The 17,704-nt window shown below is 75.9% G+C and carries 17 protein-coding genes; 6 read left to right on the top strand and 11 right to left on the bottom strand.

All coding sequences use genetic code 11. The features are described from left to right. From GTR02_RS09910 to GTR02_RS09940, 7 genes are all read right to left on the bottom strand, one after another. A partial coding sequence (locus tag GTR02_RS09910; protein WP_166607325.1) for a 4-(cytidine 5'-diphospho)-2-C-methyl-D-erythritol kinase occupies positions 1–1,007 on the bottom strand: 1,007 nt, incomplete at its 3' end. 18 nt (positions 1,008–1,025) lie between these two features. Beyond that, positions 1,026–1,895 carry a 16S rRNA (adenine(1518)-N(6)/adenine(1519)-N(6))-dimethyltransferase RsmA gene (rsmA, locus tag GTR02_RS09915; protein WP_166607326.1) on the bottom strand — a complete coding sequence of 290 codons (870 nt, stop codon included), beginning with the start codon at positions 1,893–1,895 and terminating at the stop codon, positions 1,026–1,028. After that, positions 1,868–3,016 (bottom strand): ubiquitin-like domain-containing protein, encoded by a 1,149-nt coding sequence (locus GTR02_RS23790; RefSeq protein WP_205708972.1) that lies wholly within the window; start codon positions 3,014–3,016, stop codon positions 1,868–1,870. Before GTR02_RS23790 ends, rsmA begins: the two co-directional genes overlap by 28 nt. A 275-nt stretch (positions 3,017–3,291) precedes the next feature. After that, on the bottom strand, positions 3,292–4,173 hold the full coding sequence (locus GTR02_RS09925; protein WP_166607327.1) for a TatD family hydrolase: 882 nt from the start codon (positions 4,171–4,173) through the stop codon (positions 3,292–3,294). After that, complete coding sequence (gene metG / locus GTR02_RS09930) at positions 4,170–5,978, bottom strand: methionine--tRNA ligase (RefSeq protein WP_166607328.1); 1,809 nt, start codon at positions 5,976–5,978, stop codon at positions 4,170–4,172. Before metG ends, GTR02_RS09925 begins: the two co-directional genes overlap by 4 nt. A gap of 36 nt (positions 5,979–6,014) precedes the next feature. Next, positions 6,015–6,674 (bottom strand): maleylpyruvate isomerase N-terminal domain-containing protein, encoded by a 660-nt coding sequence (locus GTR02_RS09935; RefSeq protein WP_166607329.1) that lies wholly within the window; start codon positions 6,672–6,674, stop codon positions 6,015–6,017. Further along, positions 6,671–7,897 (bottom strand): aminotransferase class I/II-fold pyridoxal phosphate-dependent enzyme, encoded by a 1,227-nt coding sequence (locus GTR02_RS09940; protein WP_166607330.1) that lies wholly within the window; start codon positions 7,895–7,897, stop codon positions 6,671–6,673. The genes GTR02_RS09935 and GTR02_RS09940 overlap by 4 nt, the downstream gene beginning before the upstream one ends. A gap of 90 nt (positions 7,898–7,987) precedes the next feature. On the opposite strand from GTR02_RS09940, the gene GTR02_RS09945 reads away from it, so the two are divergent. The 3 genes from GTR02_RS09945 to GTR02_RS09955 all read left to right on the top strand — a co-directional run bounded on the left by GTR02_RS09945 (position 7,988) and on the right by GTR02_RS09955 (position 10,043). Then, a complete protein-coding gene (locus GTR02_RS09945; protein WP_166607331.1) occupies positions 7,988–8,218 on the top strand; it encodes a DUF3072 domain-containing protein in 231 nt (76 codons plus the stop codon). A gap of 49 nt (positions 8,219–8,267) precedes the next feature. Beyond that, the gene (locus GTR02_RS24370; RefSeq protein WP_166607332.1) at positions 8,268–9,026 is read left to right on the top strand and encodes a VOC family protein; all 759 of its coding nucleotides are present in this window, start codon (positions 8,268–8,270) and stop codon (positions 9,024–9,026) included. Positions 9,027–9,188: 162 nt separating this feature from the next. Next, positions 9,189–10,043: a hypothetical protein gene (locus GTR02_RS09955; RefSeq protein ID WP_166607333.1), complete on the top strand. Its 855-nt coding sequence runs from the start codon at positions 9,189–9,191 to the stop codon at positions 10,041–10,043. Between the two features lie 24 nt (positions 10,044–10,067). Here the strand turns inward: GTR02_RS09955 and GTR02_RS09960 are convergent, their stop codons facing one another. Continuing rightward, positions 10,068–11,132, bottom strand: coding sequence for a substrate-binding domain-containing protein (locus tag GTR02_RS09960; RefSeq protein ID WP_166607334.1), 1,065 nt, complete (start codon positions 11,130–11,132; stop codon positions 10,068–10,070). A gap of 303 nt (positions 11,133–11,435) precedes the next feature. Between GTR02_RS09960 and arfA the strand changes: the two genes are divergently transcribed. The 3 genes from arfA to GTR02_RS09980 all read left to right on the top strand — a co-directional run bounded on the left by arfA (position 11,436) and on the right by GTR02_RS09980 (position 15,049). Then, entirely contained in the window at positions 11,436–12,956 is a 1,521-nt protein-coding gene (arfA, locus tag GTR02_RS09965) for an arabinosylfuranosidase ArfA (RefSeq protein WP_166607335.1), read from the top strand. A 141-nt stretch (positions 12,957–13,097) separates the two neighbouring features. Then, a complete protein-coding gene (locus GTR02_RS09970; RefSeq protein WP_166607336.1) occupies positions 13,098–13,874 on the top strand; it encodes a HemK2/MTQ2 family protein methyltransferase in 777 nt (258 codons plus the stop codon). A 209-nt stretch (positions 13,875–14,083) separates the two neighbouring features. Further along, positions 14,084–15,049 (top strand): iron-containing redox enzyme family protein, encoded by a 966-nt coding sequence (locus GTR02_RS09980; protein ID WP_166607341.1) that lies wholly within the window; start codon positions 14,084–14,086, stop codon positions 15,047–15,049. Here GTR02_RS09980 and GTR02_RS09985 read toward each other — a convergent pair. The 3 genes from GTR02_RS09985 to GTR02_RS09995 all read right to left on the bottom strand — a co-directional run. After that, complete coding sequence (locus tag GTR02_RS09985) at positions 15,046–15,675, bottom strand: response regulator (protein WP_338073715.1); 630 nt, start codon at positions 15,673–15,675, stop codon at positions 15,046–15,048. The two genes, GTR02_RS09980 and GTR02_RS09985, sit on opposite strands and share 4 nt — an antisense overlap. Next, positions 15,672–16,874 carry a histidine kinase gene (locus GTR02_RS09990; protein WP_166607337.1) on the bottom strand — a complete coding sequence of 401 codons (1,203 nt, stop codon included), beginning with the start codon at positions 16,872–16,874 and terminating at the stop codon, positions 15,672–15,674. The genes GTR02_RS09985 and GTR02_RS09990 overlap by 4 nt, the downstream gene beginning before the upstream one ends. Positions 16,875–16,914: 40 nt before the next feature. After that, positions 16,915–17,704: ABC transporter permease (locus tag GTR02_RS09995; RefSeq protein ID WP_166607338.1), on the bottom strand; the 790-nt coding region annotated here is incomplete at its 5' end.

Here is a 17,704-nt window from a genome sequence, read left to right on the forward strand (position 1 = left end):
GGCCGCAGGTCGGGCTGCAGGTCGGGGCGGCGTGCGGAGGCGTGGTCGGTGACCGCCGTGGCGCGCACCGCCTCGAGGACGTGGGCGCCCAGCACGGGGGCGGTCGCCGTCCGGACGCGCCCGGCACCGTGCTCGTCGGCGAGCGCGGCCGCCAGCTGCGCGGCCGCCGCGGGCGAGGCCGCCAGCAGGGCGACGGTCGGGCCCGACCCGGAGACGACCGCCGCGAGCGCGCCCGCCGCGCGGCCCCCGGCGAGCGTGGCGGCCAGCCGGGGCGCGAGCGACACGGCGGCCTCGGTGAGGTCGTTGTGCAGGGCGGCCCCCAGCTGCCCGGGGTCCCCGGCCCGCAGGGCGGTCTCGACGGCCCGCAGGCGCGTGACGTCGGTGAGGTCGCTGCCGCCGTCGCCCGTGAGCCGGTCGAACTCGCGGAACACCGCGGGCGTCGACAGGCCCGCCGGGGAGGTCACGAGCACCCAGGAGAAGGTCGCCGTCGTCATGACCGGCACGAGCCGCTCTCCGCGGCCGGTGCCGACCGCGGTGCGGCCGTGCAGCGCGAACGGGACGTCGGAGCCGAGCTCGGCCGCGAGCTCCCCCAGCCGCTCGAGGCCCAGGCGGGTGCCCCACAGGGCGTCGCAGGCGACCAGGGCCGCGGCCGCGTCGGCGGACCCGCCGGCCATGCCCCCGGCCACGGGGACGCCCTTGTGCAGGTGCAGGTCCACGCCCGTCGTCGTGCCGGTCCGCTCCGCGAGCAGCCGCGCGGCGCGCACGGCGAGGTTGGACCCGTCCAGCGGGACCGCGCGCACGTCCGTGCCGTCGGTGCCCGAGACGCGCACGTCCCAGCGGCCGGCCGGGGCCGGCGTCGCGGTGACGTCCTCGTGCAGCGACAGGGCCTGGAAGACCGTCAGCAGGTCGTGGAAGCCGTCGTCGCGGCGCGGGCCGACCTGCAGCAGCAGGTTGACCTTGGCGGGGGCGCGGGCCGTGACGGCCGCGCCGGGAGCAGGACTCGGCACGTCGCGCGAGCCTACGGCCTACGCCGGAGGGCGGGTCGCGGCGATGCGCGCGAAGGCCGCGACGTCGAGCTGCTCGCCCCGCTCGGCGGGGTCGACGCCCGCGGCGCGCAGGGCCGCCTCGGCCGCGGCGGGTGAGCCGGCCCAGCCGGCCAGCGCCGCGCGCAGGGTCTTGCGGCGCTGCGCGAACGCCGCGTCCACGACCGCGAAGACCTCCTCGCGCGACGCGGCCGTCACCGGGGGCTCGCGCCGCGTCAGCGCGACCAGGCCCGAGTCCACGCGCGGGACCGGCCAGAAGACCGCAGGCGCCACCGATCCGGCGCGCACGGCCCCGGCGTACCAGGCCGTCTTGACGCTCGGCACGCCGTACGTGCGGCTGCCGGGCGGGGCCACCAGCCGGTCGGCGACCTCGCCCTGCACCATGACGAGGACCCGGCGCAGCGTCGGGAAGCGCGCGAGCATCGTCAGCAGCACGGGGACGGCGACGTTGTACGGCAGGTTCGCCACGAGCGCGGTCGGCGGGGGGCCGGGCAGGGCCTCGACGCGCAGCGCGTCGGCCGTGACGACCTCGAGCTCGGTCCCGGCCCGCGCGCGGGCCGCCGCGGTGCGCGGCAGCTCGGCCGCCAGCACCGGGTCCACCTCGACCGCGACGACCCGGTCGACGACCTCGAGCAGCGCCAGCGTGAGCGAGCCCAGGCCCGGGCCCACCTCGACGACCACGTCGTCGCCGGTGAGCCCGGCCACCCGGACGATGCGCCGGACGGTGTTGCCGTCGACGACGAAGTTCTGCCCCAGCGTCTTGGTCGGGCGCACCCCCAGGCGGGTGGCGAGCTCCCGGACGTCGGACGCGGTGAGCAGCGAGCTCAGAGCCTCTTCCCGCACACGGGCCACTGTCCCGCACCCGCGCGCTGGTACAGCAGCTTGGCCCGGTAGGTCTGCTCGCCGGCCGACGCCTGGCTCGGCAGCCCGCTGCCGCCGACGGCGCGCCACGTGGCGACGCTGAACTGGTAGAGCCCGTGGTACTTGCCGCTGGCCGAGACGATGGACGCGTTGCCGCCGGACTCGCAGGCCGCGAGCGCGCCCCAGTTCAGGCCGTCGGCACCGCTGACGGACCCGCCGCCGCCCGAGGGGGCCGCGGCCGCGGGCTTCGGGGCCGGGGCCGGCTTCGCCTTCGTGCCGACCTGGACGACCTCCTCGACGGGGGCGACGTCGACGACCTCGCCCGCGACGTCGTGCTGCGCGCGGACGCCGTCGCGGTAGACGTCGTCGAAGGTGACCGTCTTCGAGCCCTCCACCCCGGGGGTGACGACCTTGCGCTCCCCCGTGAAGAGCGCGTCGGTGCGCTCCGTGCGGCTGCCGTGGGGCAGGTCGACGACCTCGGTGCTCTGCGAGCGGTCGACGCGGACGACCTGGACGCGCAGCCCGGCGCCGACGGCGTCGGTGACCGGCACGGAGACCTCGTCGCCGGGGCGGACCACGACGCCCGCCTCGCCGAGCAGGCCGGCGACGTCGGTGGCGGTGCTGGTCAGCGGCCGCTCGGTGCCGTCGGCGACCACGGTGACGGGCTTGGGGGTGACGACGTCGAGGGCGAGGCCCTGCCGGCCGAGCGGCTCGGAGCGCGAGGCGGACAGCCTGGCGCCGTCGGCCCGCACGCCCAGGTCGGCGAGCGCCTCGTCGACGGTGCGCGCGGTCGTCCAGAGGACCTGCTGCTGCCCGTCGACCGTGAGGGTGAGCTTGCGGCCGTAGCGCACGACGATCTCCGCGCCGTCGCTCAGGCGGGCGTCCGGGGCCGGCGCGACGATGTCGTGCGGGCCCACGGTGACGCCCTCGGCCTCGAGGACGTCGCCGACGGTGCCCGCGAACGTGCTGACCTGCGAGGTCGTGCCGTCGGCGTCGAGCGTGACGTCCTTGTCGAAGGTCGTGAAGGCGACGGTGCCGCCGACCACGGCGGCCAGGGCGGTGCCGCCGGCGACGAGGCGGGCGGTGCGGGAGAAGGGCAGCGTGCGAGCCACGGGGTACCTGTTCGACGATGGTCCCGGGCACGAGACGGGCGCACGCGCAGCCCGGCGACCCGGCCGCCGACGGCGGACGGGCAGGAACCGGACACCCGGGCGGACCCCTCCCCCGGATCGCGGAGCACCGCCGACCGTCCCGGTCACGCCGCTCCGCCTCGCGTGTCACCCGGATGGTCTCGACCCCGGCCGACTGGGCGGGACCGTAACCCGCCCGAGACCCCCCCGACAAGTTCCCGTGATCGCGGAACCTGCACGCCGCGGCGGGGGAACCGTCACCAGGAGCCGTAGACCGCCTCGGAGTTCGCCGCCAGCGTGGCGCACAACTCCGCCAGGTCGGCACTGAGAGTGTTTGCCATGCTGCGCACAGTGAACGGGATGAGGTAGCTCGCGTTCGGCCTGCCGCGGAACGGCACCGGGGTCAGGAACGGTGCGTCGGTCTCCACGAGGATCCGCTCGCGCGGGGCCGCGAGGAGCGCCTCCCGGAGCGGCTGCGCGTTGCGGAACGTCACCGTGCCCGCGAAGGAGAGGAAGTACCCGAGGTCGCCGCACGTGCGCGCCATCGCGGCGTCGCCGGAGAAGCAGTGGAACACCGTCCGCTCCGGCGCCCCCTCCTCCGCGAGGACCCGCAGGACGTCGTCGTGCGCGTCGCGGTCGTGGATCTGCAGGGCCAGCCCGAGCTCCTTGGCCAGCGCGATGTGCCGGCGGAACGACTCCTCCTGCGCGGCCATGCCCTCGGGCGGCGTCCGGAAGCGGTCCAGGCCCGTCTCCCCCACGACCCGCACCCGGGGGTGCCGCGCGAGCTCGCGGATCTCCGCCAGCGCGCGGTCCAGCTCGCCGGCGGCGGCCAGCGACGGCGCCTCGTTGGGGTGCAGCGCGACCCCGCCCAGCAGGTGGGGGTGGCGGTCGAGGGCCTGCACCGTCCACCGGGCCGCCGGCAGGTCGCAGCCGATCTGCACGGCCCGGGGCACGCCCACCGCGGTCGCGGCCGCGAGCAGGTCCTCGACCGACGTCTCGTCGTCGGAGTCGGCGATGTCGAGGTGCGTGTGGTTGTCCACGACCGGCACCGGCAGCGGCTCGGGCGACGGCGGCCGCTCGAGGTCGCGGCGCCGCCCGCCCGACTCGCCGGCCCGCGTGCGGGGGACGGCCTCGCTCACGCGTCCGTCCGCAACCGGGCCAGCTCCTCCTCGACGACGGCCGCGACGTCGAGCTTGGTGAACACCGGCGTCGGGGCCGCCACGGGCGTCCCCGGGACGACCGGCACGCGGCCCCACGCGGGCAGCGTCTCGCCGCGGCGGTAGTCGCCCGTGAGGACCGGGTAGGGGCGGCCGTCGTCGAGGTCGGTGACCTCCTCCAGGCGCGGCATGGGCGAGACGGTCCCCGTGCCGCCCAGCGCCTCGTGCACCGCCTGCGAGGACTGCGGCAGGAACGGCGAGAGCTGGGTGCGGCAGTCGGAGACGGCCTGCGCCGCGACGTGGAGCACCGACGCCATCCGCTCGGGGTCGGAGTTCTTGATCTTCCAGGGTTCCTGCTCGGTGAGGTACTTGTTGACCTCGCCGACCACGCGCATGGCCTCGGCGATGCCGGCCCGCTGCCGGTTGCCCCGGATGAGCGTCCCGACGCTGTGGAAACCAGCCTCCGTCTTGCCCAGCAAGGCGTGGTCGGCGTCGATTAGTGTTCCGGCCGCGGGGATCGCGCCGAGGTTCTTGGCGATCAGGCTCGCGGTGCGGTTGACCAGGTTGCCCCAGCCCGCGACGAGCTCGGAGTTCGTGCGCGTCGCGAAGTCGGACCAGCTGAAGTCCGAGTCGTTGTTCTCCGGGCCGGCCGCCGAGATGTAGTAGCGCAACGCGTCGGGCTGGTAGCGGGAAAGCATGTCGCGCACCAGGATCACGTGGTTGCGACTGGACGAGAACTGCTTACCCTCCAGGGTCATGAACTCACTGGAGACGACCTCGGTCGGCAGCTGCAGCGACCCGTACGGCCCGGGTGCCCCGCCGTGCGCGCCCCGCCCGTCGTAGGCCAGCAGTTCCGCGGGCCAGATCTGGGAGTGGAAGGTGATGTTGTCCTTGCCCATGAAGTAGTACGACTCCGCGGCCGGGTCGGTCCACCACGCCTTCCAGGCGTCCGGGTCCCCCGTGCGGCGCGCCCACTCCACCGACGCGGAGAGGTAGCCGATGACGGCGTCGAACCACACGTACAGCCGCTTGGCGGGGTTCTCCTCCCAGCCGGGCAGCGGGACGGGGATGCCCCAGTCGATGTCGCGCGTCATGGCGCGCGGCTTGAGGTCGTCGAGCAGGTTCAGGGAGAACTTCAGGACGTTGGGCCGCCAGCGGCCCGTCTCGCTGCGCCCGGCCAGCCACCCGCCCAGCGCCTCCGCCAGCGCGGGCAGGTCGAGGAAGAAGTGCTCGGTCTCCACGAACAGCGGCGTCTCGCCGTTGATGCGGCTGCGCGGGTCCTTCAGCTCGATCGCGTCGAGCTGGTTGCCGCAGTTGTCGCACTGGTCGCCGCGCGCGCCGTCGAACCCGCAGATCGGGCACGTGCCCTCGACGTAGCGGTCCGGCAGCGTGCGGCCCGTGGACGGGGAGATCGCGCCCATGGCCTTCTTCGCGACCATGTACCCGTTGCGGTGCACCGTGCGGAACATCTCCTGCACGACCGAGTAGTGGTTCGCCGTCGTGGTGCGGGTGAACAGGTCGTAGGCCAGGCCGAGGCCGTGCAGGTCCTCCGCGATGACCCGGTTGTAGCGGTCCGCGAGCGCCTGCGGCGTCACGCCCTCCTGCTCGGCCTGCACGAGGATGGGCGTCCCGTGCTCGTCGGTGCCGGAGACCATGAGGACGTCGTGACCCGCCATCCGCATGTAGCGGCTGAACACGTCGGAGGGGACGCCGAAGCCGGCGACGTGGCCGAGGTGCCGGGGGCCGTTGGCGTAGGGCCAGGCCACCGCGGAGAGGACGTGGGTCATGCGGCGATCCTAGGGCGGCGCCGCCGCAACGCGCCGTCAGTGCCAGTGCGGCGGGCGCGAGCGGCGGCGGGGTTCGCCGTCCCAGTGCTCCAGCGGCTCCGACTGCCACCACCAGTCCGGGTCGTGGTCGATGCCCTCGACGTCCGTGCGCCCGGTCACGGCCAGCAGCACGTCGGCCGGTGACGACGTCTCGAGCGCCGTCGCGGCCCACGGGAACACCCGCCGCACGGTGCGGGCGCAGACGTCGGCGGGCAGGTCGATCCACACGTCCAGGGCGAGCGCCGTGTCGCGGCCGTGCACGAGCACCTCGGTGACGGCCATGCCCGCCCAGCCCCCGGCGTCGGCCGACCCGCTGGGGTGCCACGCGCGCCCGTCCCCCAGGTCGCGCAGCGCGGCGGCCAGCACCGCCGCGGCGCCGGCGACGTCGGCGAGCTGCTCGGCGGGCGCCGCGGGACGGCCCTCGCGCAGCGGTGGGCGCGGCCCGGTGGCCCGGGTGGCGACGAGGCCCGCGTAGAAGAGCAGCGCGTCGGCGACGTGGCTGACGCTGCTGGCCGCGCTCCAGCGGGTCGGCCACGCGGCCCGCTCCCACCGCTCGTCGTCGTCGGCGCGCTGGGCGAGCGGGCCGAGCGCGCACGCCGCCGTGACCACGTCCTCGGGCCGGACGTCGCAGGCGCGGACGGGCTCGGGAGCGCTCACGGCGCCGGCACCGCCGGCACCGGCTCCTCCGCGCCCACGGCGAGTCCCGGCAGGGCCGCACGCATCCGCCGCACGGCCTGCGCGATGCGCTGCTCGTTCTCGATGAGCGCGAAGCGGACGTGCCCCTCACCGCCCGCGCCGAACCCGACGCCCGGGGAGACGGCGACGTCGGCCTCGGTGACCAGGAGCGTCGCGAACTCGATGCTGCCGAGGTGCGCGTACGGCGCGGGGATGGGCGCCCAGACGAACATCGTGCCGCGCGGCGCGGGCACGTCCCAGCCGATGCGCGCCAGGCCGCCGACGAGCGCGTCGCGCCGCGCGGCGTACACGGCGTTGACCTCGGCCGGGTACTCGGACGCCTCGTTCATCGTCACGGTGGCCGCGATCTGCACGGGCTGGAACGCCCCGTAGTCGAGGTAGCTCTTCAGCTTGGCCAGCGCGCCCACGACCTCGCGGTTGCCGGCGAGGAAGGCGACGCGCCAGCCGGCCATGGAGAACGACTTCGTCATCGAGTAGAGCTCGACGGCGCAGTCCTTCGCGCCCTCGCACTGCAGGACCGACGGCGGCCGCCACCCGTCGAAGGCGATGTCGGCGTAGGCGAAGTCGTGCACGACGACGACGTCGCGCTCGCGGGCCCAGTCGACGAGGCGCTGCAGGTCGGCGAGTTCCGCCGTCGCGGTGGTCGGGTTGTGCGGGAACGAGCAGACGACGACGCGCGGCCGCGGCCAGCCCTGCTCCCACGCGGCGATGACGCCGTCGACGTACGCGGCGCCGCCGTCGCGGCCCGCACCGATGGGCACCTGGCGGGTGTCGGCCCCGGCGAAGTAGGGGCCCCACAGGTGTATCGGGTACGACGGCGTCGGCACGATCGCCGCGTCCCCGGCCTGCAGCAGCACCCACATGAGGTGGCTGAACCCCTCCTTGGCGCCGATGGTCGAGATGACCTCGGTCTCCGGGTCCAGCTCGACGCCCCACTGCCGCCGGTACAGGTCCGCGGCCGCCTCGCGCAGCTTCGGGATCCCGCGGCTCGCGGAGTAGCGGTGGTTGCGGCTGTTGTGCGCGGCCTCGGCGAGCTTGTCGACCGCGATCTGCGGGGAGGGGATGTCCGGGTTGCCGAAGCCCAGGTCGACCACGTCGCGCCCGTCGCGCCGGGCCTGCACCTTCAGCGTGTCGATGATGGTGAACACGTAGGGCGGCAGGCCGGGGATGCGTCGGAACTCCACCGGCCCACCGTACGGCGTGGCGACCCCGCCGGCCCGCCACCCTCGACGTCCCGCCGGGCGCCGCGGGCCCACGCGTCGTAGCGTCGCGGCATGAGCGAGAACACCGCCCCGGACGAGAACACCGCCCCGGCCCCGACGCAGAACGCCGAGAAGGACCCCGAGACCTGGGTGACGGGCGACGAGCCCATGACCGGGCCGCAGCACAGCTACCTGCAGACCCTGGCCCGCGAGGCGGGCCGCGACCTGCCCGAGGGCCTCGACAAGGCCCGCGCCTCGGAGCTCATCGACGAGCTGCAGCAGCAGACCGGGCGCGGGGCCTGAGCCCCACCGCTCGGCCCGACGACGGCCGGTGAGCTGACAGGATCGGGTCGTGCCCGGCAGCCTCCTCGCCAGCGTCGTCGTCGACGCGGCCGATCCCGGCGCCCTCGCGCACTGGTGGGCGCGGGCGCTGGACTGGCGGCTCGGCTACCGCGACGAGCACGAGGCCGACGTCGACCCGCCCGAGGGCGAGCCGGGCGTCCCCCTCGTGTTCGTCCCCGCGGCCGCGCCGAAGCGGGGCCCCAACCGCCTGCACCTGGACCTCGACTCCGCCTCCCCCGCGGACCAGCGCCAGACGGTCGAGCTCCTGCTCGACCTGGGAGCGCGGCCCGTCGACGTGGGGCAGGGCGACGTGCCGTGGGTCGTGCTGGCCGACCCTGAGGGCAACGAGCTCTGCGTGCTGGACCCCCGCCCGGAGTACGAGGGCACGGGGCGCGTCGCGTCGATCGTGGTGGCGGCCGGGGACGCGGCGGCGCTGCGCGGCTTCTGGGCCCTGGCCACCGGCTGGACGCCCGTCGAGGGTTCCGGCGTGCCGGCCCTGCGCCGGGGCGCGGCCGGGCCGTTCCTGGAGTTCGTCGACGGGGCGGGAGCGCACGAGGGGAAGAACCGCTGGCACCTCGACGTCCGCCCCACCCGGGACGGCGCGGGCCGGGACGGCGCGGGCCGGGACGGCGCGGGCCGGGACGCCGTGCTCACCACCCTGCTCGCGGCCGGGGCCGCACCGGTCGACATCGGCCAGCGCGGGGTGACCTGGGACGTGCTGGCGGACCCGGAGGGCAACGAGTTCTGCGTCCTCGCCGGGCCGCTCTGACGGCACCCGTCGTCCGGGAGGCGCCACCTCGCCCCCGCCGACCGCGCTCAGCGCCGGGTCGGCGGCTACCCGGCGGAGTCGTGAGCGGACGCAGCGGCGCACTTTCACCCGTTTCCCCCAGTCCCACCGCTCGAGCACCACGGTCGGTGCGAGGGTGCCGCGGTGAACACAGGACGAACGGCCGCCGACGCGACGGCCAACCGCCGGCGGGCCGTGCTGCGCGAGGTCGCCGAGGGCTTCCGCCTCCCCGGGCGCTGGACGCCCGTGCTGCTGGCGGTCGTCGTCGGTCTGGGGCTGCTGAGCGTCCTGACCCAGGTGCTGAAGCACGGCCTCGGCCTGGAGTTCGAGGGCCTGAACAGCGCCGAGCGGTGGTTCTTCGTCGACCGCGAGATGGGCGTGCCGGCCTGGTTCTCGACGGCGCTGCTCCTGACCGCGGGCGAGCGCCTGTGGCACATCGCCTCGGCGGAGAGGGCGGCCGGCTCCCGCTGGCACCGGCACTGGCGCCTGCTGTCCGTGACCTTCGTGTACCTGTCCCTCGACGAGCTCACGGAGCTGCACGAGCAGGCGATCCTGCCGCTGCGCGCCCTGCTGGACACCTCCGGCGTGCTGACCTTCGCGTGGGTCGTGCTCGCGGTGCCGCTGGTCGCCGTCTTCGGGCTGCTCTTCCTGCGCTTCCTGCGGGCGCAGTCCGCCGTCACGCGCTGGACGTTCGTCCTCAGCGCCGCGGTGTACCTCGCCGGTGCGGTCGGCGTGGAGATGGCCGGGTCGCCGCTCTACGAGGCCGCCGCGGTGCCGGTCACGACCACCGTGGTCACCGACGGCGGCGCCCCCCGGGTGAGCGAGACGGTCGTCGTGCAGGACGTGCCCTACGCGCTCGTGGTGGGCGTCGAGGAGGGCCTCGAGATGCTCGGGGCCGTGCTGTTCCTCGGCGCCGTCACCACGGCGGGGCTGCGGGCCCGCGCCCCGCGGACCACCCTGCCGATCGTGGCCGGCGCACCCGCCCGCACCGCGGTCTGACCCTCGCGCCTGACCCTCCGGACGTCAGGCGCCGGCGGCGGCCCGCGCGCCCGCGGGCACGGCCCCGACCGGCACGCCCGAAGTGCTCTCGCGCACCTCGAGGTGGTGGGTCGCCGTGAGCAGGCGCGGCGGGCCCTCGACGCCCGCGAGCCGGTCGACCAGCAGCCCCAGGGCGAGGTCGGCCATCACCCCCCGGTCGAGCGCGATCGAGGTGAGCGTCGGCGCGGTGTAGCGGGACTGCTCCACGTCGTCGACGCCCACGACCGCGACGTCGTCCGGGACCCGGCGCCCGAGCTCGCGCAGCGCGTGCAGGGCCCCGTAGGCCAGCAGGTCGTTGGCGGCGAAGACGGCGTCCACGTCGGGGTGGGCCGCCATGAGCGTGAGCGTGCCGTCGTAGCCGTGCCGGCGCTCCCACTCCGGCGTCACCCAGCTCAGCCGGGGGTCGACCGGTACGCCGTGCGCGCGCAGCGCCCGCTCGTAGCCCGCGATGCGCTCGGCCACCACGGGCGAGCGGAGGGACTGCTTGTCGCCGAGGAACGCGATGCGCCGCCGCCCGATCTGGAGCAGGTGCCGCGTGCCCAGCTCGCCGATGTCGACGGAGTCGATGGTGACCCGGTCGATGCCCGCGCCCTCGCCGTGCTCGCCGATGAGCACGGCCGGCGTGGAGTCGCGCCGCTGCGCCAGCTCCGCCACGGGCATCGACAGCGGCACGAAGACCAGCCCGTCCACGAGGCGCACGGGGAAGCCCGCGGCGACCTCGCGCTCGCGATCGGGCTCGCCGTCGGTCTGCTCGACCAGAAGGGTCAGCCCCCGGGCCCGGGCGGCCGTGACGAGCGTGGAGGTCAGCTCGCCGTAGTAGGGGCTCGTGACGTTCGGCACCGCGAGCGCGATCAGCCCCGTCCGCCCCTGCCGCAGCTGCCGGCCGATGCCGTTGGGGCGGTAGTCGAGCTCGTCGATGACGGCGCGCACGCGCTCGCGCATGGCGGGGCGCACGTGAGGGTGGTCGTTGACGACGTTCGAGACGGTCTTGATCGACACACCGGCAGCCAGGGCGACGTCACGCAGCGTCGTCGCTCGGGAGGCAGGCACCGCCGCATCATGCCACCGAGCGCTTGACGACGCCCCGAGTTTGGGGGCAGGCTGCCTTCCAACGTTGCAAAGTCAGCGTCCCCCCGGCGCCCGGTCGGTCCGGGCGCCGACGTCGCGGTCCACGGAGGTCGAGGATGACCGGCAGCACCCCGCCGCGCGGCGTGCTGCGCCCGCGCGGCCGCGTCCTCGCGCGCCCGCCCGGCGGTCGCCGTCCCTCCCCGGGTGCGCGCCGCCGCTGACCCGCTCCACCGCAGCCGAACTCGCCTCCCGACCCGCCACCGCCCGTCCCCCGGAAGGAAACCCGTGCGCAACGCCCGACTCACCCTGGACCCCGCGTTCACCGTGGCCCCCGTGCCCCGCCGCCTCTTCGGCTCCTTCGTCGAGCACATGGGCCGCTGCGTCTACACCGGCATCTTCGAGCCGGACCACCCGACGGCGGACGAGGACGGGTTCCGCACGGACGTCCTGGAACTCACGAAGGAACTCGGTCCCACCGTCGTGCGCTACCCCGGCGGGAACTTCGTCTCGGGCTTCGACTGGGAGGACTCGGTCGGCCCCCGCGAGGCGCGCCCGCGGCGCATCGACCGCGCCTGGCGCTCGGTGGAGACCAACCAGTTCGGTCTCGCGGAGTTCGACGCGTGGGCCCGCAAGGTCGGCACCGAACCCATGATGGCCGTCAACCTCGGCACGCGGGGCATGCAGGACGCCTGCAACCTGCTCGAGTACTCCAACCACACCGCCGGCACGAAGTACTCCGACCTGCGCATCGCCCACGGCGCGAAGGACCCGTTCGGCATCAAGCTCTGGTGCCTCGGCAACGAGCTCGACGGCCCCTGGCAGACCGGTCACAAGACCGCCCACGAGTACGGCCGCCTGGCCGCCGAGACCGGCCGGGCCATGCGCCAGATCGACCCCGACATCGAACTCGTCGCCGTGGGTTCCTCCAGCCGGTCGATGCCCACGTTCGGCGCCTGGGAGAGCACCGTCCTGGAACTGGCCTACGACACGGTCGACTACGTGTCGCTGCACGCCTACTACCAGGAGGACGACGACACCAAGGACGCGGGGAGCTTCCTCGCCTCGGCCGTCGACATGGACCTGTTCATCGAGCAGGTCGTCGCCACGGCGGACGCGGTGCGCGCGCGCGGCAAGCACTCGAAGTTCATCAACCTGTCCTTCGACGAGTGGAACGTCTGGTACCAGACGCGTCCGCACCACGGCCCCGGCGTCGAGCCGTGGGACGTCGCGCCCCGCGTCATCGAGGACGAGTACTCCGTCACCGACGCGGTCGTCGTCGGCACCCTGCTGAACTCGCTGCTGCGCCACTCCGACCGGGTGACCATCGGCGCGCAGGCGCAGCTCGTCAACGTCATCGGCCTGCTGCGCAGCGAGCCGGGCGGGGACGCGTGGAAGCAGTCCATCGCGCACCCCTTCGAGCAGGTCCGCCGCCTCGCCAGCGGGACCGTGCTGCGCGTCGCGAGCACGAGCGACACCTACGCCACCGAGCGCTTCGGCGACGTGGACGTCGTGGACTCCTCCGCGACCTACGACGAGGAGACGCAGACGCTGTCGCTGTTCCTCGCCAACCGCGACCTCGAGGACTCCGCGACCGTGACTGTCGACCTGCGGGGCTTCGACGTCTCCCGCGTCGTGACCGCGAAGGTGCTCGCCGCCACCGACGGCCAGGACCGCCACACGACCAACGCCTCCGGTGCGCACGACCAGGTCGGCCTGCGCCCGCTGCAGGACGCGACCGTCACCGACGGCGTCGCGACCATCGTGCTGCCGGCCCTGTCGTGGGCCGCCGTGCAGATCTCCGCCTGAGGGGACCGCGGCACCCGCGCACCGCAGGAGCTCCGGCGCCCCGGTGTCCCGTCTCGACGGGGCGCCGGGGCGTCGGCGCGGACGGCGCCGGGGGTCCCCTCCGACGCGCGCGACGGCACGGGGGACGGGACACTGGACGGCGTGACGCTGCTCCGCCTGCCTGGGACGTACCCCGCCCAGGGGGACACCCGGTTGCTCATCGACACGCTGCGCGAACGCCGCCTGGCTCCCGCCCGCCGCGTGCTGGACCTCGGCACGGGCGGCGGCGCGCTGGCGCTCGCCGCCGCTGCGGAGGGCGCCGCCACCGTGACGGCCGTGGACCTGTCGCGCCGGTCGGTGACGACCGCGCGGCTCAACAGCCTCCTCCACCGCGCGCACCTCGAGGTCCGGCGCGGCGACCTGTTCGCCCCCGTCGCCGGCCGCCGCTTCGACCTCGTGCTGGCGAACCCGCCGTACGTGCCGGCCGCGACGGACGCCCTGCCCCGCCACCGCGCGGCGCGGTCCTGGGACGCGGGCCTCGACGGCCGCGCCGTCCTCGACCGGATCTGCGCGGGCGTGCCCGCGGTGCTGGCGGACGAGGGCGTCCTGCTCGTGACGCAGTCGGTCCTGGCCGGCGAGGAGGCGACGCTGCGGTCGCTGCGCGCGGCGGGGCTCACGGCGGAGGTGGTCGCCCGGCGTCCCGAGCCCTTCGGCCCCGTGATGCGCCGGCGCGTCGCCCTGCTCCGCGACCGCGGGCTGCTGACCCCCGAGGCCGACCACGAGGAGCTCGTGGTGATCGAGGCCCGCGCCCGGCCCGTGCGCCTGCCCGACACCGCGGCCCGGACCGACAGCGTGCGCGGGCGCGACGTGCGCGAGCAGCCGCAGGACGACCGTGCCCGCCGGGCGGGCGCACCGCGCCGGCAGACCCGTGCCCGCTGACCGCCGCCCCCTGCGCGTCCGCATCACGGGCGACGGGCCGGTCCTCGTCGAGGGCCCGGTCGAGGTCGACCTCCCCGACGGCCGCCGCGTGGTGTCGCAGCGGCCCGTCAACGCCCTGTGCGTGTGCGGCAGCTCCAAGCGCTACCCGTTCTGCGACACCAGCCACCGCCGCCGGGTCCGGGGCCCGGGGGCCGCTCTCGTCCGCCGTCCTGGCGGCCCTGCGCGGCGGGGCCGTCGACGCGGCGGCGCTGGGGGGCGCGGTGGACGCGGCCGACCCGTTCGGCGACGACCTGCAGCTCGCCCTCTACACCTGCTACGAGCTGCACTACCGGGGATTCGCCGGGGTCGCGGACGACCTCGAGTGGGACCCGGCGCTGCTGACGCTGCGCCGCGACCTCGAGCGGGTGTTCCTCGCCGCCCTGCGCGCGGCCGTGCCGGGCGGGGACGACCTGGCGGCGGAGATCGAGGCCCTCGTCGTCGAGCACGTCGACGCCCCCGGGGTGTCGGCGCACCTGCGCCGGCACGGGGAGCTGTGGCAGTTCCGCGAGTACATCGCGCTGCGGTCGATCTACCACCTCAAGGAGGCCGACCCGCAGGCCTGGGTCATCCCGCGCCTGGACGGTCCGGCGAAGGCCGCGCTCGTGACCGTGGAGCACGACGAGTACGGCGCGGGCCGCGGCGAGCGCATGCACGCGCAGCTGTTCGCGGACATGATGCGCGAGCTCGGGCTCAGCGACGCCTACGGCCACTACCTGGACGTGGCCCCCGCGGCCGTCCTCGCCGAGGTGAACCTCATGTCGCTCACGGGTCTGCACCGGGAGCTGCGCGGGGCGCTCGTCGGCCAGTTCGCCGTCGTCGAGCTGACGTCGTCGCCGGGCTCGGACCGCCTGGTGCGCGCGGCGAAGCGCCTGCGCTGCGGCCCGGCCACCGAGGGGTTCTACGCCGAGCACGTCGAGGCCGACGCCGTGCACGAGCAGGTCGTGCGCCACGGCATCATCGCGCCGCTCGTCGCGGGCGACCCGGCCATGACCGCGGACGTCGTGTTCGGGATGCAGGCGACCGCCGCGCTCGACGAGCGCCTGTCCGAGCACCTGCTGGCCTCCTGGGCGCAGGGCCGCTCGGCGCTGCTGCGCCCGCTGGACGACGGCGGCGCGACCCCGGCCGCCGGGGTCTAGATCCAGCCGAGCCGGCGCGCCGTCACGACGGCCTCGTGGCGGTTCGCGGCGCCGAGCTTGCCGGTCGCGGCCGACAGGTGGTTGCGGACCGTCCCGGGCGACAGCGACACCTTCACCGCGATCTCCTCGACGCTCGCGCCGTCGGCGGCGAGCTCCAGGACGTCCGCCTCCCGCGGGGTCAGCGGGCTCTCGCCCGCGGCGATCGCGTCGGCCGCGAGCTCCGGGTCCACATACCGCCCGCCCCGCGCGACGGTGCGGATGGCGTCGGCGAGGACGGCCCCCGAGGCGGTCTTGGGCAGGAACCCGCGGACGCCCAGCTCCAGGGCCCGCTTGAGGTAGCCCGGGCGGCCGTGGCTCGTCACGATCATCGTGCGGCAGCCGGGCACGTGCGCGTGCACGGCCTCGGCGACGGCGAGGCCGTCCGCGCCGGGCATCTGCAGGTCCAGCACCGCGACGTCGGGGGTGACCTTGCGGGCGACCGCGATCGCCTCGGGACCCGACGCCGCCTGCCCGACGACCACGATGCCGTCCTGCAGGTCGAGCAGGCCCGCGACCGCGCTGCGCACCAGGTTCTCGTCGTCGGCGAGCAGGACCCGCACGTCCGCACCCGGCCCGTCCGCGCTCACGCGGTCACCTCCGCGGGCGCCGCGGCCGGCAGCTGGGCGCGCAGCACGAACCGGTCCCCCTCGTGGCCGGCGGTCAGGGTGCCCTCCAGCGGGCGCAGCCGTTCGGCCAGCCCCGCGAGGCCGGTCCCGGGGGCGGCCCCCGTCTCCTGCGCCGGGCGGTCGTTCTCCACCAGCACCTCCACGCGTCCCTCCCGCACGGCCACCTCCACGCGGGCCCAGGTGGCCGACGAGTGCCGCACGACGTTGGTGACACCCTCCCGCACGACCCAGGCGACGGCCGTGCGGGCCGCCGGGGACACGCCCTCGGTGCGGGCGTCGACGGTGCAGCGCACGCCGGCGGACTCGAGCAGGGCCGCTGAGCCCTCCAGCTCGGTCGCGAGGTCGACGCCGCGGTAGCCGCGCACGACCGCGCGGACCTCGCGCAGGGAGTCCTGCGCGATGCGCCGGACCTCCTCGGCCCGCTCCACGGCCTCGGGGCGGCCCCGGCGCGCGAGCTCCGCGACGAGGTCGCTCGTGACGGCGATCGCCGACAGGTCCCGCCCGACGACGTCGTGCAGGTCGCGGGCGAAGCGCAGGCGCTCCTCCGCCACGGCGAGCCGGGCCCGGTCCTGCTCCGCGCGGGCCAGGCGGCGGACGACGTCGACGATCCACAGGGAGACCGCCACGGTGCCCGCGGCCGCCGAGAACAGCGCCGTGAACCCCACCAGGAAGGTGGCGACGAGCGGCGCGCCCCCCTCCGGCGCGTCCGAGGAGGCCGTGAGGAAGACCGCCGCGAGCACGGCCGCGGGCGCCCAGCGCCGCACCCCGCAGGCGCCGAGGGGGGCCACCGTCAGCGCGAGCACGCACGCGAGCACGGGGCCGCGCACGCCCTCGGCCGTGGTGAAGCACAGCAGCACCGCGACGGCGCTCAGCCCCGCCCACGTGAGGTGCCCCCGCCGCTGCAGCGGCCGGTCGCGCACGCGGCGGTCGATGACGACGGAGCTGACCACCGTCTGCAGGAGCGTCGCGGCCAGCAGCGCCCCGACCACGGCGTCCGGGACGGTGTCCGGGATCTGCGGCCACAACCCCACCCACGCGGCGGCGACCACGACGAGGAGCGCGGGGACCACCGACGTCCGCGTGTACAGGACGATGCGGCTGACGTCGTCCGCCTGCGACCAGCGGCCCGCCCACGGCCGGGGACTGCGTTGCGCTGCCACGCCTCTCAGCCTCCCACGCACCCCGGCCCGCCCGGCGGGCTCACGGACGGGGCGACCAGCGGAACCACCGGACGACCCCCGCGCCGCCCACGAGGACCCACGCGCCGCAGGTGAGGACCTGCCCGCCGACGTCCTTGGCGTCCAGCGCCCCGGACCAGCCCGCCCGCACCAGCTCCAGGACCGGGGCCAGCGGCGTCACGCCCGCGAGGGCGGCCAGGGCGGGCGACATGCCGTCGAGCGGCACGACGAACCCGCCGCCGAGCAGGCACAGCCCGAGCACGGGGAGGCTCGTCAGCTGCGCGGACTCCACGGTGCGGGTCCAGGCGGCCGTGAGCAGTCCCACCAGGCAGAAGACGACGGCGCCCAGCAGCAGGCCCGCGAGCGCGACCAGCGGGGCGCCCGGCAGGGCGACGCCCAGGGCGAGGACGGCCGCGGTGGTGAGCACGACGCCCTGCGCGGCCGCCAGGACCACGGGCGGTGCGCACAGCGCGACGAGCACCTCGGCGTCGGAGCACTCCCCCGTCCGCAGGCGCTGCAGGACACCGCCTTCGCGCCGGGCGACGGCCGTGCTGAGCACCGTGCCGAACACGACGAGGAGCAGGAGCACGCCGGTGAGGGTGCTGACGAGGGCTGCGGCACCGTTCGGGGTGCGCAGCCGGTCACCGCCCACGGCCGCCAGCAGCGCGACGAGCCCCACCGGCAGCAGGGTCGCCGAGAACAGCAGGGTCCGGTTGCGGCGCAGCAGGAGCACCTCGGCGCGGGCCAGGGACCAGGTGCGGCGCAGCGAGGCCCGCGCGCGGTCCGGGACGGGCGTGGGCGTCGGGGTGGGC

This window comes from Kineococcus siccus, from assembly GCF_009906795.1.
In the GTDB taxonomy this organism is placed as follows: Bacteria; Actinomycetota; Actinomycetes; order Actinomycetales; family Kineococcaceae; genus Kineococcus; species Kineococcus siccus.